The 16,681-nt window shown below is 63.9% G+C and carries 14 protein-coding genes and 1 pseudogene; 4 read left to right on the top strand and 11 right to left on the bottom strand.

Annotation, left to right across the window (positions count from 1 at the left end; genetic code table 11):
- Positions 1 to 82 precede the first annotated feature (82 nt).
- Complete coding sequence (locus AC0L15_RS28005; protein WP_287249758.1) at positions 83 to 490, bottom strand: c-type cytochrome; 408 nt, start codon at positions 488 to 490, stop codon at positions 83 to 85.
- Positions 491 to 580: 90 nt separating this feature from the next.
- Positions 581 to 934, bottom strand: coding sequence for a hypothetical protein (locus AC0L15_RS28000; protein WP_287249760.1), 354 nt, complete (start codon positions 932 to 934; stop codon positions 581 to 583).
- Positions 935 to 1,293: 359 nt separating this feature from the next.
- On the opposite strand from AC0L15_RS28000, the gene AC0L15_RS27995 reads away from it, so the two are divergent.
- On the top strand, positions 1,294 to 2,445 hold the full coding sequence (locus AC0L15_RS27995; RefSeq protein WP_287249763.1) for a helix-turn-helix transcriptional regulator: 1,152 nt from the start codon (positions 1,294 to 1,296) through the stop codon (positions 2,443 to 2,445).
- Between the two features lie 205 nt (positions 2,446 to 2,650).
- Here the strand turns inward: AC0L15_RS27995 and AC0L15_RS27990 are convergent, their stop codons facing one another.
- The 5 genes from AC0L15_RS27990 to AC0L15_RS27970 all read right to left on the bottom strand — a co-directional run bounded on the left by AC0L15_RS27990 (position 2,651) and on the right by AC0L15_RS27970 (position 9,396).
- Complete coding sequence (locus AC0L15_RS27990) at positions 2,651 to 3,535, bottom strand: patatin-like phospholipase family protein (protein ID WP_287249766.1); 885 nt, start codon at positions 3,533 to 3,535, stop codon at positions 2,651 to 2,653.
- Between the two features lie 20 nt (positions 3,536 to 3,555).
- Positions 3,556 to 4,806, bottom strand: a complete 1,251-nt coding sequence (locus AC0L15_RS27985; RefSeq protein ID WP_473497729.1) for a M16 family metallopeptidase — start codon at positions 4,804 to 4,806, stop codon at positions 3,556 to 3,558.
- A 265-nt stretch (positions 4,807 to 5,071) separates the two neighbouring features.
- Positions 5,072 to 6,436 carry a M16 family metallopeptidase gene (locus AC0L15_RS27980; protein WP_473497727.1) on the bottom strand — a complete coding sequence of 455 codons (1,365 nt, stop codon included), beginning with the start codon at positions 6,434 to 6,436 and terminating at the stop codon, positions 5,072 to 5,074.
- Between the two features lie 289 nt (positions 6,437 to 6,725).
- Complete coding sequence (gene rsmD, locus AC0L15_RS27975) at positions 6,726 to 7,280, bottom strand: 16S rRNA (guanine(966)-N(2))-methyltransferase RsmD (protein ID WP_287249772.1); 555 nt, start codon at positions 7,278 to 7,280, stop codon at positions 6,726 to 6,728.
- On the bottom strand, positions 7,261 to 9,396 hold the full coding sequence (locus tag AC0L15_RS27970; RefSeq protein ID WP_473497725.1) for a pseudouridine synthase: 2,136 nt from the start codon (positions 9,394 to 9,396) through the stop codon (positions 7,261 to 7,263). Before AC0L15_RS27970 ends, rsmD begins: the two co-directional genes overlap by 20 nt.
- Before the next feature lie 178 nt (positions 9,397 to 9,574).
- On the opposite strand from AC0L15_RS27970, the gene AC0L15_RS27965 reads away from it, so the two are divergent.
- A complete protein-coding gene (locus AC0L15_RS27965) occupies positions 9,575 to 10,027 on the top strand; it encodes a nucleoside deaminase (protein ID WP_128248353.1) in 453 nt (150 codons plus the stop codon).
- A gap of 10 nt (positions 10,028 to 10,037) precedes the next feature.
- Here the strand turns inward: AC0L15_RS27965 and AC0L15_RS27960 are convergent, their stop codons facing one another.
- Both AC0L15_RS27960 and ileS read right to left on the bottom strand, forming a co-directional pair.
- Positions 10,038 to 10,712, bottom strand: a complete 675-nt coding sequence (locus tag AC0L15_RS27960) for a hypothetical protein (RefSeq protein ID WP_128248352.1) — start codon at positions 10,710 to 10,712, stop codon at positions 10,038 to 10,040.
- Between the two features lie 309 nt (positions 10,713 to 11,021).
- Complete coding sequence (ileS, locus tag AC0L15_RS27955; protein WP_473497722.1) at positions 11,022 to 14,006, bottom strand: isoleucine--tRNA ligase; 2,985 nt, start codon at positions 14,004 to 14,006, stop codon at positions 11,022 to 11,024.
- A 55-nt stretch (positions 14,007 to 14,061) separates the two neighbouring features.
- On the opposite strand from ileS, the gene AC0L15_RS27950 reads away from it, so the two are divergent.
- The gene (locus AC0L15_RS27950) at positions 14,062 to 14,247 is read left to right on the top strand and encodes a hypothetical protein (protein ID WP_287249780.1); all 186 of its coding nucleotides are present in this window, start codon (positions 14,062 to 14,064) and stop codon (positions 14,245 to 14,247) included.
- Between the two features lie 194 nt (positions 14,248 to 14,441).
- Positions 14,442 to 14,576: pseudogene (locus tag AC0L15_RS27945) on the top strand (antitoxin Xre/MbcA/ParS toxin-binding domain-containing protein); the annotation flags it as partial.
- Between the two features lie 35 nt (positions 14,577 to 14,611).
- Here AC0L15_RS27945 and AC0L15_RS27940 read toward each other — a convergent pair.
- Positions 14,612 to 15,424, bottom strand: a complete 813-nt coding sequence (locus AC0L15_RS27940; protein ID WP_287249781.1) for a MipA/OmpV family protein — start codon at positions 15,422 to 15,424, stop codon at positions 14,612 to 14,614.
- 232 nt (positions 15,425 to 15,656) lie between these two features.
- On the bottom strand, positions 15,657 to 16,640 hold the full coding sequence (locus tag AC0L15_RS27935) for a bifunctional riboflavin kinase/FAD synthetase (protein ID WP_287249782.1): 984 nt from the start codon (positions 16,638 to 16,640) through the stop codon (positions 15,657 to 15,659).
- Positions 16,641 to 16,681 lie beyond the last annotated feature (41 nt).

The following is a 16,681-nucleotide window of genomic DNA, read 5'->3' as shown; positions in this document are numbered from 1 at the left end:
CCGGCTCAAGCGACGCGCTTTAGGTTGTTGTTCTATGCATGTCGTTATCGCAAAACCGCTGCACACTTTTGCGCGACATGCATTAATTTTCAAGCCTCTCAGGCCGACCCCGGCCAAGCGCACCGTCGGCGCGGGCCTGCAAATAGGCGTAGATGTCGTCGATGTAAGGAGCGACGTTGGGATCGTCGGCGAAGCCCTTCATCACCGAAGCGCCGCTGCGCACGCCGTCGCGAACATTGCGCCGGAAGACCTCGAGGTCGGGCAGTCGGTCGACAAGGGCCGAGGCGAAGGTCGAGCCCATGCCGTCGGGGCCATGGCAGTGATTGCAGCTGCCATGGTAGCGACGGAAGCCGTTATAGGTTCGCGCATCGACCTTGCCGCCGACAATTTCGTAGAACTTACCTGTGGCCAGTTCAGCTTGCGAAGGCGCGCCGAAGCCGGCGCCAACGGTAAAGATGACGACAGACGGGAGGACGAGCCACAGGGACATCGTCTGTCGCCCACGTTGCAGGCTCATCCAGCAGCGCCGCAACGCGCATGCCCCCGGATCACTCGACCTTGGATCATTCGACGGCGGTCATCAATCAACGGCGGCCTTCGGAGAAGAAACCACGATCCCGTCTATCGGATGCGGGCTGACGACGAGCTTGCCGCCGACGCGCGATATCTCGATGATCTGGTCCGACTCTCCCAGCTTGCCCGGCACGGAGACCGCGACTATCTGGTTCTCGGTCAGTGTTGCCACGAAACGCACGGGCAAGCCAGCTTCGCCCTGCGCGATTGTGGTGACCACCCGATAGCCGTCCTCCTGAGGCGTATAATAGACGACACCAAGGAAGCCGGCGAGATCGATGCTTTCAGCCTTCATGGCCCCAAGCTCGCCGGCATGCGCGGGCATCGCCGCCATGCAAAGTGCTGCAATGTATCTGTACATAATGCTGCTCCATCCCGAATTTTCCGGGTCGAACCCGGCTTAAGTTTCAGCAATAGGCGGTCGCGCGCCGTGATAGTCGGCGCACGCAGGCAGAATTCTTGATTAGTCCCCCCGGCTGAATCACAGTGGCGAAGGTCCGCTAGCCAGGAACGCGCTGAACCCCACTGGTTGTCACAGTTAAGTGTGACCTTATCTTCTGGGGCGCGAGTATTTCACCGCCCGGGTGCTTGCGCATCCCCTGTTTGGGGGAGATAATCGGAATTTAAGCGATCGCTAAAGTTGGAGAAGCGAGAGCACCTGTGAGAGGGCGCGGCTTTCCGCCTGCATCGGACGCGCTGTCGACATGCGAGGGGCCGTCGATGGCGAAGGCATTGTCGCATTATGAGCTGTCGAAGCTGATCGGCTCGATCTACGATTGCGCACTCGACCCGGAGCGATGGGAGCACGCGCTTGCCGGAATCAGGGATGCGCTCGACGCCCAGACTGCGGTCCTGCAGCTTGACGACCTCGCCAACGACCGGCTGCTGATCTACAGGACCGTCGGAATAGAGCCATACTGGCTGGAGCAACAGGCGAAATATATCCCCGAGATCCACGCCCGGCTGCTCGAGGATCTCTCGACATGGCCTTCGCTCGATATGCCGCATGTGGTCTCACGCCATATCCCTCAAACCTACCTGGAGACCTCCCGGTATTTTCAGGAATGCCTGAAGCCGCAAGGCCTGGTCGACGTCATGTCGTTCTTCCTGATCCACACCCCTACCCGCCTTGCCGGCTTCGCCGTTGCCCGACACAAGCGGCAAGGCATTATCACCGAGCGCGAAATCAAGCTTGGCAGACTGTTGCTGCCGCATGTGCGCCGTTCAGTGATAATCAGCAACATGCTGGACATCGGCACTGTCGAGCGCGCAGGAATGGCCGAGGCGCTCGATGCGCTCACATGCGCCGTGGTCCTCACCAATGAACGTGGCGCCGTCCTACACGCCAACCGCTCGGCCAAGCACATGCTGCGCAGCGGCGGCCCGATCCAGGATGTCCGGGGCATTCTGCAAGCAAAGATCCCGTTGGCTTCCAAGGAGCTTCACAGCGCCATCATGCTTGCGGCTCAGGATGAGGCCTGCATCGGCAAGACAGGACTTGCCGTACTCCTTAGCGAATCCGGCCTGCCGCCGGTCTTCGCCCGCGTGCTGCCGATGGCCGGCGGCGACCTGCGCGCCGGCATGGAACCCGCGGCGGTAGCCGCGGTGTTCATCGGCAATGCACCGGACGAGCATGACGCCGCTGGAATGCTGGCGAGAGCCTTTGGGCTTACGCTGGCCGAAACCCGCGTGCTCGCCAGCCTTGTGGCCGGGCACACCTTGGCCGAGACCGCCGCTAGCCTTCACATTGCCAACGCGACCGCCAAGACGCATCTCGACAATATCTTCCAGAAGACCGGCGTCTCCCGCCAAGCCGATCTCATGCGCCTAATCATGCAGATCGTTCCACCCGCGGGGCAGCCCGGTCCCTGAGCCGCACTCGTTCACCGCCTTGGATACAGGTTTCCAAGGCCGCGGATCGTCTTGATCAGTTCCGGCTTGGCCGGGTCCAGTGCTCGACCGGGAAGCGATCAGCCAAACGGTTCAGGTCCGGCGGAATACCGCGGAAAGTCTTCTGGGTGCCTGTCGCAGTGCAGATGTTTCAAATGTTCAGCGCCTGCGCTCAGGCCACCAGGCGTCAAACTTTTCGCGCCACGCCCCCAATCTGCTTGGGGCGCTTGCTCGTGTCGACCTTGGCCCGCGCCTCCACCGCCTTCTCGATCTCTCGCTTCAGCTCGTCTTTGATATCAGCCGTTTCGGCCATCAAGGCGTCGATCTTCATGAAATCGAGCACGCGGTATTTCGACACCGCCGGCCTGACCAGTATGTCCGGCTGGCATTGCCTCAGCTTGGCGGCGATGATCGACTGCATCATCAATTGCGTGGCGCCGAACATCAGGTCGACGGAGGTCGGGTATTTGCGCCCGCCTTTGGCCGGCGCGCCGACGACGTCGACGGCGATGATGATGTCGGCGTCGTCCTCGATGAGGTCGAACGGCACCGGATTGTAGATGCCGCCGTCGATCAGCAGCCTGCCGTCGCGCATCACCGGTCGGAATACCGCGGGAATAGCCGCAGAGGCGGCAAGCGCTGAATGCAGGTCGCCGTCGCGCAGCACGGCGAGCTTATGGCCGAAGAAATCCGTTGCCGTCACCTTCAACGGTATTTTCAGATCGGCGAAGCTTTCGGGTATGGCGTCGGGCATGAATGCCTTGAGGATGCGCTCGACATTGAACTGGGTGACACCCAGCCCGCCCTGCAGCGCCTCGGCAAAGGTGCCTGGCCGCGCCCGCCACATGCGCGCCGCCACCTCGGCGCGGCGGCCAAGGATCGAGCGCATGTAGTCGTGAATGTCGCTGCCGGCCATGCCCGAAGCCATGCCGGCGCCCATGATGGCGCCGATCGATGAGCCTGATATGGCGACCGGCCTTATACCCAGCTCGTCCAGCACCTCGATGACATGGATATGCGCCAGCCCGCGCGCGCCGCCGCCGCCGAAGGCGATGCCGAAGCTCGGGCTCATCCCCTGCCCCCCATTTGGGCTCATTCCTCCTTGGCCTCGCCGTGCTTCGGCCCGACGACCATGATGGCCGGCTCGGCGGAAAGCAGCTTTTTCGCCGCCGCCTTGACCTGATCCAGCGTTACCGCGTCGATGAGGGCGGCGCGGCGCTGCATATAGTCGCTGCCGAGCTTGTCGAGCTGCAGCTCGAGCAGCGTCGCGGCGATGGCGCCGGAGGAGTTCAGATTGTTGATGGCGTAGGCGCCGATCAAGTATTTCTTGGTCGCCGCCAGTTCCGCTTCGGTCGGCCCTTCCTGGGCCATGCGCTTCACCACCTCGCGCACGACAGCCAAAGTCTCGGCCGCCCGGTCCGCGCGGGTCGCCGTAGTGATGGCCAGGGCGTTGGCGTGCTGGTGGTCGACCAGGTCGGAGCTGGCGCTGTAGGCCAGGCCGCGTTTTTCGCGCACCTCGTCGAACAGCCGCGAGGTGAAGGCGCTGCCGCCGAGGATCTCGTTCATCAGCACCGCGGCGAAGAAATCCGGCGCACTCCGCTTGACGCCGGGATAAGCGAGTTGCAGCGACGTCTGGGGCTGGTCGTAATTGACCTCGAGCTGCTGGTTCAGTTTCGGATCGACATCGGCGACGGGCGCGAGCGCCTGATGTTCCGGCAGGCCGCCGAAGACAATATCGAGCTTTCTCTTCAACGTCTCGGCATCGATGGCGCCGACCACCGCCACATGCAGGCCATCACGGGCGAAGTTCGCCTTGTGAAAGGCGATGAGATCGGCCGGCTTAATCGTGGCGATGCTTTGCCTGGTGCCCTGGTCGGGTCGCGCATAGGGGTGGGTGCCGTATAGTGCCTCCAGCCATTTGCGCTGGGCGAGCGTATCGGGGTCAAGCTCGTTGGCGATGATGCCGGACAGCACTTGCGCGCGGATGCGGTCGATTGGCGCCTGGTCGAAACGCGGCTCTGTAACCGCCAGCCGCAACAGGTCGAACGCCGCGTCGCGCTGCTCGGCCAGCATGCGCATCGAGCCGTAGGTGCCGTCGCGCGCCGCTTCGAAGCTCATCTCGGCGCCGACGTCGTCCAGCTTTATCTGGAAAGCCTCGCTGTCAAGATTGCCGGCGCCCTCGTCGAACAGGCCGCTCATCAGATTGGCAAGCCCTTCCTTCCCGGCGGGATCCTGCGTCGTGCCGCCGTCGAAGACGAAGCGGATGGCGACCAGCGGCACGGAATAGTCCTCCACCAGCCAGGCGGTAATGCCCTTTGACGACGTCACCTCCTGGATGCTCATGGCCGCACGAGCGGAAAGCGCCGGCAGGACGAGGAAGACGAGGGAGAGGAGCAGCGTAACTAAAGGGGTGGCAACACGCGCGGCTCTCCCTTCTCCCCTTGTGGGAGAAGGTGGATTGGCGCGCAGCGCCAAGACGGTTGAGGGGTGCTGGCCGGAACGATGTCGGTGCCAAGCTGGAACACTCCTCATCCGACCTCGCTTCGCGAGGCCACCTTCTCCCACAAGGGGAGAAGGGAAGTCGCGGCTATGCTGGTTCCTCATCAGATCAATTCCCCGCCTGTGTCTGCGGCAAGAGATAGCCTGATGTCGAATGGTTGAGATTGAGATAGCGCGCGGCAACGTCCCTGACTTCGTCGGCGGTGACCTTGCGAATGCGGCCCGGCCATTCCTCGACGTCCCTGACGCTGCCGCCGGTGGCGAGCGTCGCGCCGTAGATGTTGGCCATCGAATCCTGCTTGTCGCGGGCGAAGATCATCGAGCGCACGTAACGATCCTTGGCCTTCTCCAGCTCGCCTGATGTGACCCCGTCCTTGGCGATGCGGGCGACCTCGACCTCGACCGCCGCCTGGACATCGGCCAGCTTGGCGTCGCCGCGCGGCGCCCCATAGACGGTGAAGTTGGTGGCATCGAGCATGGTGCCCTGGAAGAAGGTGCCGGCCTCGGCGGCGATGCCTTGCTTGACGACAAGCTGCTGGTAGAGCCGGCTGCGGCTACCGCCGCCGAGGATCTCCGCCAGCAGGTCCAGCGCTTCCGCTTCGCCTGGCTTCGCAGTGTGATAGGAGGGAACCACCCATTGCGTCGAAAAGTTGGGCACACTGACACGCGCGTCAGTCAGCGTCACCGTGCGCCTGGTGTTCTGCTCGGGTTCGACCGGACGGATGCGCGGCGGCAGGTCTGGACCGCGCGCGATCTTGCCATAGGTCTTTTCGGCCAGCGCCTTGACCACCTGCGGCTCGACATCGCCGGCCACCACCAGCACGGCGTTGTTGGGCGTATAATATTTGTCGTAGAAAGCCTTGGCGTCGGCGCGGTTCAGCTTCTCCATCTCCTGCATCCAGCCGATCACCGGAATGCGATAGGGCTGGTTCTGCCAGAGCGTGGCGTCGACCTCCTCGCCGAGCACTGCCTGCGGATTGCTGTCGACGCGCGAGCGGCGTTCCTCGAGGATGACGTCGCGCTCGGTGGCGATGACATCGTCGTTGAGGATGAGGTTGCGCATGCGATCGGCCTCGAAATCCATCATCTGCTCGAGCGCCTGCGGCACCACCGTCTCGTAAAAGGCGGTGTAGTCATAGGAGGTGAAAGCGTTGTTCGAACCGCCGATGGCGGAGACGGCGCGGTCGAACGCGCCGGCCGCATGGTTGGTCGTCGCCTTGAACATCAGATGCTCGAAGAAATGGGCGATGCCGGACTTGCCCGGCGGCTCATCGGCGCTGCCGATCTTGTACCACACCATATGAGTGACGATCGGTGCGCGGCGATCGGGGATGACAACGACCTCCATGCCGTTGTCGAGCAGGAAATTCGTCACCTTGCCGTCGTCCGGCTTGTTGTCGGCCAGAACCGGGCCGGTCATCACGACAGCCAGCGCAAAAAGCGTTCCGCGCAGCCAGTCAGCCTGAGATGTCATCAACGACTCCGGTTGTCATGGGGTGGGACGATAGGCGGGGGTGTTGCCACAGGCAAATTGATTTGTTCGTCATTTTGAAGGCGCTGCGCCAACCTTCTCCCCTTGTGGGAGAAGGTGGATCGGCGCGCAGCGCCGAGACGGATGAGGGGTGCTGGACGGAGTGCGGCATAAAAATATCTAGCGATTTTAAGCACTTGCCTCTTCAAGGTAGAGATCCTTCCAACACCCCTCATCCGACCGAGCAGAGCTCGGCCACCTTCTCCCACAAGGGGAGAAGGGAAGACGCGACTCATCCAACCTCGATAAAGCGGATGACGGTCTCGCCATAGCTGCGCTCGTCCACAACCGAAAAGCCCGGCCCTGCCTCGAACGGCGCCGCTGCCGCCTCCTCGACCACGCAGAGCGCGCCGGGGACGAGCCAGCCGCCGGCCTTGGCCGAGCGCAAGGCAGGCTCACCCAGGCCCTTGCCATAGGGCGGATCGGCGAACACCAGGCCGAACGCGGCCATCGTGCCCGCCTCGCCCAGCGCCGTAGCGTCCCGACGGAATATCTTGGTACGCCCGGTGAGGCCGAAGGCCTCGACATTGGTGCGGATCAGGCCGCGCCCTTCCGCCGATTCTTCGATGAAGACGCCATAAGACGCGCCGCGCGACAGCGCCTCGAGGCCGAACGCGCCGGTGCCGGCGAACAGGTCGAGCACCCGCGCGCCGACCAGCCTATCGGGGAAACGATGCGCCAGCACGTTGAAGACAGCCTCGCGGGTGCGGTCGGTGGTCGGGCGGATGGCGCTTGAGCGGGGCGTTGCCAGCGGACGCCCGCGAAACTCACCGCCGACGATCCGCATTGCCTCCCCTGGATCCCTTGGGGCCGCTGCGCGGCCGGTCGCCGCCTTTGGCACCGCCACCCTCGGCACCACGCGGCTTGCCGAACGGCTTTGCGCCTCCGGGTTTGGCGGGCTTGCCATAAGACGGCTTGAACGAGGCCTTGCGTTCCTTGGCTTCGGCCGCCTTGGCGGCATCGGCGTCCGCCCTGCCCTTGCCGATCGGCCGCGCACCCGGCGCCATCCAGACATTGGCCTTGCGCTGGCCCGGCGGCTCGATCGGGCGCTGCTCGCGTTCGGACTTTTTCCCGCCGCCCGGTTTGCCGCCGAAGCCGCCCGGCCCGCTACGTTCAGATTTGGCGCCGCGATCGGCAAAGCCGCCGCGTTCGGGCCCGCTGCGTTCTGATCTAGGGCCGCGCTCACCAAAGCTCTTTTCCGGCCCGAAGCTTCTGCCGGGACTTGTCGACAGCTTGCCCAACGCCTCGTCGCGGCTGCCTTCGCGGCGCTTGCGGTTCTTGATCAATCCGCCTTCGCCGATCGGACGGCGTTCGCCATCGCGGGTGAATTTCGGCCGCTCAGGTTCCTCTTCCCGCACCGCTTCGCGCCGCACCGGCCTGTTGGAAAACGGCTTGGTGATGTCAGCGTCGAAATTGGCGCCGGACTCCTCGACCAGGCGTTCGCCGAGCTGGTCGCGCAGCACCCGGCCCTTGATCTCCAGCACATGGCCCTCGGGCAGGTCGTCGAGCTGGAACGGTCCGTAGGAAATGCGGATCAGTCGCGTCACGTCGAGACCAAGCGAGCCCAGTATGTTCCTGACCTCGCGGTTCTTGCCTTCGCGCAGGCCAAGCGTCAGCCAGGCGTTAGTGCCTTGCTCACGGTCGAGCGTCGCCTCGATGGCGCCATAGAAGACGCCGTCGACGGCGATGCCTTCGCGCAAGCCGGCGAGCGCACTTTCCTCGACCTTGCCGTGGACGCGCACGCGGTAGCGCCTGAGCCAGCCGGTCGCCGGCAGTTCGAGCACGCGCGCCAGCCCGCCGTCATTGGTGAGCAGCAGCAGGCCTTCGGTGTTGATGTCGAGCCGGCCGATGGTCATCAGCCGCGGCAGGTCGGCCGGCAGCACGTCGAAGACGGTCTTGCGGCCCTCGGGATCACGATTGGTGGTAACGACGCCGGCCGGCTTGTGGAACAGGAACAGCCGGGTGCGCTCGATCGGCGGGATCTCCATGCCGTCGAGATGGATGATGTCGCCAGGCATCACATTGAAGGCCGGCGAGGACAGCACCCTTCCATTAACCTTGACGCGGCCGGCCGCGATCAGTTCCTCGGCATCGCGACGCGAGGCAAGACCGGCGCGGGCCAGCCGCTTGGCAATGCGCTCACCAGCCTCTTCCGTCGCTTCGGCGGGACGCGGGCGCGGCTTGAAGCCGCCCGATGCCCCTTGGGGCCGATCACCGGCAAAATCGCGCTTGGGCCGATCGCCGAAGTCGCGTTTTGGGCGATCGCTGAAGTCTCCCTTGGGACGGTCGAAGCGCCTTTCGCTGCGCTCGCCTTCGGCAGCCGCCGGCCGGTCGCCGCGCGGCGCATAGGGTTTTCGAGGCCCCTCGCGCTTTTCATAGGGCTTGCCTTCAGGGCGCGGCCCCTTGCTGAACGGCCGCTCGCCACTCTTGAAGTCGCGCTTCGGCCGCTCGCCGTCAGCCGCCATCGGCCGGTCGCCACGCGGGGCGTATGGCTTGCGCGGCCCCTCACGCTTCTCATAGGGCTTGCCGTCAGGGCGCGGCCCCTTGCTGATCGGCCGGTCGCCGCTTTTGAAGTCACGCTTCGGCCGCTCGCCGTCAGCCGCCATCGGGCGGTCGCCGCGCGGGGCGTATGGCTTGCGCGGCCCCTCGCGCTTTTCATAGGGCTTGCCGTCGGGCCGTGGTCCTTTGCTGAACGGCCTATCGCCACTCTTGAAGTCGCGCTTCGGCCGCTCGCCGTCAGCCGCCATTGGGCGGTCACCGCGCGGCGCGTGAGGTTTTTTCGCGCCGAAGGATGGCTTGCCGCCTTTGCCAGCAGCGGCATCACGACCACGCGGGCCCGACGGTTTCGGGCCGGTCTTGCCCGGACCCTTTTGGCGCGGGAATTTCTTGTTTTTGTCGTCCATGTGGTCTTTGCTCGTTTGCACTACAGCGCCGCGCGTCCGTACGGACGCGCAAAGGACGCTGTAGGACTTTGATTTGATGCATGATCCCTTCCGAAAACCGATTCCAGTTTTCAGGGTCATGCGCTAGTTAACAGGATCACGCCGGAGTAGCGAGGAGATAATAAGGGATGGAAACCGCTTGAAGCGGCCGGATTTCATGGCACTGGCGCTGAACGAGGCTGAAGCCGCCGCCATGCGCGGCGAAGTGCCGGTCGGCGCGGTCATCGCTAGCGGCGATACCATCGTTGCCAGTGCCGGCAACCGCACTCGCGAGCTTGCAGATCCTACGGCCCATGCCGAGATGCTGGCGATCCGCGAGGCCTGCCGCAAGCTGTCGAGCGAGCGTCTCACCGGCTACGATCTCTATGTGACGCTGGAGCCCTGCGCCATGTGCGCCGGCGCCATTTCCTTCGCCAGGCTGCGCCGGCTTTATTTCGGCGCCGCCGACGAGAAGGGCGGCGCTGTGGTCAACGGCGTGCGCTTCTTCGCCTCACCGACCTGCCACCACGCGCCAGACATTTATGCAGGCATGGCCGAGCGCGAAGCGGCGCTGCTTCTGAAGGATTTTTTCAGGGAGCGACGCGAACCGTAGCACCTGCAACCTACCAAGGCAGCCAATCGAACATGCCGCCGCTCTTGTTCTTGGCGGCCGCTTCCCGCTTGAGGCGGCGTGCTTTCTTGTATTCGTCCTCGCCGAGGTCGTCGACCGGCGCGGTGGCGGCAGCGGCGCGATATTGCACCGGCGGCTCGCTCAGATATTTGCGGGTGTTGGGGTCACCCTGCTTTTGTTCGGCGAGGCGGCGCTTGACCTCGGCGGCGCGGCCCTTGTCCGAATCCGCTGGCGTCCAGGCCGGCGGATGACTGGAAGCCGACTGCGCCATCGCAGACTTGATCGCGACCGGATCTGTCTGGATGTCATCGACGATCTGCGCCTGATAGGACGGATCGTCCTGATTGAGCGTGGCCTCGGCGCGCAGGCGAGCGCGGCGCTGCTCGGGCGATTCCGGCCAATCGGCGCTTGCCGTGGCGCTGTCCTGCGGCGGCGGCAGTTGCTTCTGTCCCGGCGCCGGCTTCACCAGTTCGGGGCGCGGCTTGTAGTCGATCCGTTGCTTGTTCTTCGGCATGACTGAAAAAGCGCTGGTGAGATCGCCGGCAAGCTGGGCGGAGGCGGTCTTGTCGGTCCCGTAGGTCGGCGAGCCCATGCAGCCGGACAGGGCCAAGCCGGATACGACAAGCGGCGCCAGCAGCGCAACGCGCGCGCAAGTTCTTTCGGTCATGCCAAAAAGTCCCACTCTAGACAGCCTCTCGATCGCCACCGGCCAAAGGTCCGGTCCCCATCGTCTATGCTCTTCCGACGGAAATCCGGCGACAATTTGTCGTCCGGAGTTTCGCGTGTTTATCTCAACCACTCGTTAAGGGCAACGAGCGGAGGCCGATCAGCCGCCCGCAGTGGCATTTGTGCACCGATATGGCGACCTGGCCGTGCATGTCGTTGTCCCAAAACCGCTACACACTTTTGGGCGACATGCATCCTAGCCGTGCATGTCGTTGTCCCAAAACCGCTACACACTTTTGGGCGACATGCATTAAAGTCGACCAAGCGCCTTCAATTCATGCAGCACCGCTGCGTCCCGCGCCGAAACGTCGGGGAATTCCTTGTCCTGCCCGACATCGGCCGTGTAGCGCCATGAGCGCGCGCATTTGAGCAGACCCCGGTCCTCGGCCTTCTCGACCACCACGGCGACGCCCTTGACGTCGTCCAGCGTGAAGGCGCCAGAAGGCGCGTTGCCATGCGCAATGACCAGATCGCTGGTGATCGCCATTTCGGCCATGTCGACATCTGATATCGCCGCTTCGAGCGCCGCATCATCGAGCGTGACGACCGGCACCGCTTCCAGCGACGAGCCGATGACCTTCTGGGCGCGCGCAATCTCCAGCGCGCCGGTGATGACGCGGCGAACCTGCCGCACCTTGCGCCATTTTTCCGCCAGCGCCTCGTTCTTCCAGTCGGCCGGGATTGGCGGAAACTGGTCGAGATGCACCGAGACGGCGTCCGGATGACGGTCGAGCCAGGCCTCCTCCATGGTGAAGGGCAGCATCGGCGCCAGCCATTTCACCAGGCAGTCGAACAGATGGCGCACCACCTGCACGGACGCCTTGCGCTTCACGCTGGACGGCGCCTCGCAGTAGAGCGCGTCCTTGCGGATGTCGAAATAGAAGGCCGACAGCTCGACCACCATGAAGTCGAGCAGCGTGCGGGTGATGCGCTTGAGCTCGAAGGCGTCGTAGCCCGCCCGCACGACTTCATCGAGTTCGGAAAGCCGGTGCAGCATCAGCCGCTCCAGCTCCGGCATCTTGTCCAGCGGCACGTCCTCGCCATCGTCATGGGCAAGCGTGCCCAGCATCCAGCGGATGGTGTTGCGCAGCTTGCGGTAGGCGTCGATGTTGGTCTGCAGCACGTTCTTGCCGAGCCGCTGGTCTTCCCAGTAGTCTGTGGTCACCACCCATAGCCGCAGGATATCGGCGCCCGACTGTTTGATGACGTCTTGCGGCACGACGGTATTGCCGAGCGACTTCGACATTTTCCGCCCCTCCTCGTCCATGGTGAACCCATGGGTGACGACGGTGTCGTAAGGCGCCCTGCCCCTGGTGCCGCAGCTTTCGAGCAGCGAGGAGTGGAACCAGCCGCGATGCTGGTCGGAACCTTCGAGATAGACGTCGGCCGGCCATTTCAGATCCGGACGATCCTCCAGGGTGAAGACATGGGTCGAGCCGGAATCGAACCAGACGTCGAGGATGTCCATCACCTGCTGCCATTTCGAGGCATCGTGATTGCCGAGGAAACGCTCCTTGGCGCCGGCCGCAAACCAGGCGTCCGCGCCTTCCTTTTCGAAGGCGTCGATGATGCGCTGGTTGACCGCCTCGTCGTTCAGGACGTTGCCGTCGGCATCGGCGAAGACGGCGATCGGCACGCCCCATGCGCGCTGGCGCGACAGCACCCAATCGGGGCGCTCCTCGATCATGGCGCGGATGCGGTTCTGGCCGGCGGCCGGCACGAAGCGGGTGTCGTCGATCGCCTTCAGGGCACGGCTGCGCAGCGTCGTGCCGTCGCCGAGCTCCTTGTCCATAAAGACGAACCATTGCGGCGTGTTGCGGAAGATGATCGGCTTCTTCGACCGCCACGAATGCGGATAGGAATGCTTCAGCCGCCCGCGCGCGAACAGCGCATTGCGCTTGATCAGCTCGTCGATGACCGCCTGGTTGGCATTGCCCTTCTTGCCGTTGTCGTCGATGACGCGCGCCGCACCGCCCTCGCGGTCCGCGCCGAAGCCTGGCGCATCCTTGGTGAAGAAGCCGGCATCGTCGACGGTGAACGGGATCGCTGTGTCGATGCCGCGCTGGCGAAGATCCGAAGCTGCATCCATCCAGGCGTCAAAATCCTCGCGGCCATGGCCCGGCGCCGTGTGGACGAAACCGGTACCGGCTTCGTCGGTGACATGCTCGCCGGCGAGCATTGGGACGTCGAATTCATAGCCGCCATTCAAACCTTTGAAGGGATGAGAAAGCGTAAGGCTTCCAAGCTCTTCGGCCGAAATGCTACGGAGGCGGTCCATCGTCACCTTGGCTTTGGTCGCAGCCTCTTCCGCCAGCGCTTCGGCAAAGACCAGCCTTTCGCCAGGCTGCGGGCCGAAAGCATTCTCGGCCGCAGTGACCTCGTAGAGGCCATAATTGATGCGTGGCGAATAGTTGACGGCACGGTTGCCGGGGATGGTCCATGGCGTGGTCGTCCAGATAACGACATCGGCCTCCAGCAAGTCCAGTGACGTCTGCGTCAGCCTCGGATCCAAGGCTGGCTGCCCATCTTCGACGTTGGTGACCTGACGAGCGAGGCTGACGACCGGAAACTTCGCCCAGATCGTATCGCTCTCGTAGTCCTGGTACTCGACCTCGGCCTCGGCCAGCGCGGTGCGCTCGACAACGCTCCACATCACCGGCTTGGAGCCGCGATACAGTTGGCCCGACATGGCGAATTTCAACAGCTCGCCGGCGATGCGCGCCTCGGCATGGAACGCCATCGTCGTATAGGGATTGTCGAAGTCGCCGACGACGCCGAGCCTCTGGAACTCGCCGCCCTGCACCTTGATCCAGTGTGCGGCGAACTCGCGGCATTCCTTGCGGAACTCGTTGACCGGCACCTCGTCCTTGTTCTTGCCCTTGGCGCGGTATTGCTCCTCGATCTTCCATTCGATCGGCAGGCCGTGGCAATCCCAGCCGGGCACGTAGTTCGAGTCGTAGCCGCGCATCTGGAACGAGCGGGTGATGACGTCCTTGAGGATCTTGTTCAGCGCATGTCCGATATGGATGCTGCCGTTGGCGTAGGGCGGGCCGTCGTGCAGCACGTATTTTTCGCGGCCGGCGGCGTTTTCGCGCAGCTTGCGGTAAAGCTCCATGTCCTGCCAGCGCTTGACCAGCAGCGGCTCCTTCTCGGGCAAGCCGGCGCGCATCGGAAAATCCGTCTGCGGCAGATAAAGCGTCTTGGAATAGTCGATCGTTTCAACAGTGTCGGTCATCGGCGTATCGGTCATTGGTCTGCCATATGCATTGCCCGGCAAAAGAGCCCGGGCGTTGAACTATCATGATCTGGAAAAAGCGCGAGAGGCCGCGCGCAAAATTCCCGGCGGCTCCGGCGGCGCTCAGGCCGCCCGGAGCACCGGGCTTGTAATTCGTATCGCAATCGCGGGCACGCGAGGAGACTGCGTCATGACCGGGCTTTTAGACGAGGCCGGCCGCATTGAAAAGCCCGAACTCTGATGCTTACCCTAGGGGCGTGTACCAATTGCGCCTACGCTTATCGTCAGATGGTGTTGGAAGACCAACATCTACGGTTTGCATTTCACAGTTTAGCGCACCGGAAGGAACGAAATGTGACACTGACAACTACTGAGTCCGGCCGCGCTGCGACTTGAACGCATTTCAGCGATGGCGGATCGCGTTTCGGCAACCATGAAAAGGCGCAGCGGTGGCTGCGCAAGCCAAGTCGGGTGCTCAACCAAGTGCCCATCGATCTCCTGCAATCGGAAGCAGGTGCCACGCTTGTGGAAGACGAACTCAACCGCATCGCCTACGGCATAATCGCCTGAGCCATGTGGCTGCGCGCAATACACAACCTGCGACATCACATCGAGAAATCGAAGCGATAGGTCGTCGAGACGCCAATCGTGAACTGATCCCTTGAGCCGCGCTCCTCGACCAGGCTGGAATCGGCCGCCGGGCCCATCAGCCGCGAATATTCGCCGAACAGGCTGGCCGTCATCGGCTCGGTCACCTTCCAGGTCACCGCGCCGCCGAGGCCCGCCGACTTCACGCCACCGTCCGGTCGGTACTGGCTGAGGCCCGACGCTAAGGCTTCCTCGGCGTCGACGCCGTAATAGGCGTCGAAATAGTCCGACGAGGCGAACGAAACGCGCGGCCCGCCCGAAATCCTGACCTCCGGCGTCACATCATAGAATGCGTCGGCGGCGATGTCGGCGACGAAGCCGTTATGGGCGCGAATGCCGTGCCGCAATTCGGCGCGGGCGCGCAACCAGTCCAAAGGATAGAATTCGAAGAAGCCGCCGGCCTCGCCGCCCCAGCGCACCGGGTCGAGGCCTCTCAGCTCGTCGGCGTCGTCGCCATCGCGCGAAAACAGGATTTTTCCGGCCAGGCCGGCGCGGAAGCCGCCTTCGTCGATCAACCCCAGCGAGATGTTGTCGTTGCGCGAGGTGAAGCGGGCCGCAGGACCGGCCTTGCCGAGCGAGATGATCGGCTGGGCGCTGAGTATATAGTTCTTGCTGCCTTCGAAATCGGGAGCGACCAGGCCGGTGGCGCCGACTGTCAGATACCAGTCGCCGGACAGCCACCCCAAGGCGCCATCGGCGGCTTCGGCGGCACCGGGCGCACCCAGCACGAAGGTGGCCAAGACCACCTGAAATACCTTGATAGAACGCATCGTCACTCCATACGCACGAAAACACCGGCGGGAACAACCTGCCTGCCAAGAGCCATGGCGCCGGTTCAGTAAACTTTGATTTAAACCAGACACGCTGACTCACTTTTTTGGCGTGCATCCGGCGCAAGCTGCTCGCTGGACGGGCATGACCTTCGGCGATACCCGCCAAATTGGCAAGATGCCAAGTGACGACAAATGTCAGGCGACGCTGCGATCGGCCTGGCGAATTCGCTCAAAAAGCAATGGCCGCGTCGAGCTCGGACAGCGGGCTGACGCCGGCAAGCAGCGCCCTCGCCTCGGCCACGTCGCGTTTCATCTGCGCGACCAGCGCGTCGAGCCCGTCGAACTTCACCTCGGCGCGCAGGAAACCGAAGAAGGACACCGAGCATATCTCGCCGTAGAGATCGCCGGAGAAGTCGAAGACGAAGGTTTCCAGAAGCGGCGCGCCGTTGTCGTCGACGGTCGGGCGGCGGCCGAAGCTGGCAACACCATCATGAAGCGTGCCGTCGGCGCGGCGGAAGCGGACGGCGTAAATCCCTTCCTTCAGAGTGGCTTCCGGCGAAAGCCGCATATTGGCGGTTGGAAAGCCTAGGGTCCGGCCAAGCTGCTGGCCGCCGATCACCTCGCTCTCGACCGTGAAGCGGTAGCCGAGCAGGCCGCCGGCCTCGGCCACCGCGCCTTCGCACAGCAGCGCCCGGATTCGGCTCGACGACACCACCTCGGCGCCTTCGTCGCGAAACGCGTCAACCAGGGTGACGCCGAAGCCGTGGCGTTCCCCGGCCGCCATCAGATAGGCCGGACCGCCTTGCCTGTCCTTGCCGAAGTGGAAGTCGAAGCCGGTCACGGCGTGAATGATGCCGAGGTTCCTGTCGAGCACATCGGTCACGAACGCTTCCGCCGACAGTGCGGCGAAGGCGCGAGTGAACGGCTGCTCGACGAGTGCGGCAAAGCCCAGATGCGACAGCAGCCGTGCCTTCATCGGTGGCGGTGTCAGCACGAACAGCGGTATCTCGGGCCGGAACACCTTTCTCGGATGCGGCTCGAAGGTCAGCACCAGCGCTGGCGCGCCGCGCCGGCGTGCCTCGGCCAGCGCGCGCTCGAGCACGGCCTGGTGGCCGCGGTGGACGCCGTCGAAATTGCCGATCGCCACCACGCCACCCCGCAAATCGGCCGGCAGCGGCGAGACTGCGGAAACGCGTTCGAAGGCTTCCTTCATTTCGGGGCTTGCGTCATTTCGAGGCTTCCGTCATCGAGCGA

The organism is Mesorhizobium sp. WSM4846 (assembly GCF_055811415.1).
This window is presented reverse-complemented; position numbering and strand designations above follow the sequence as displayed.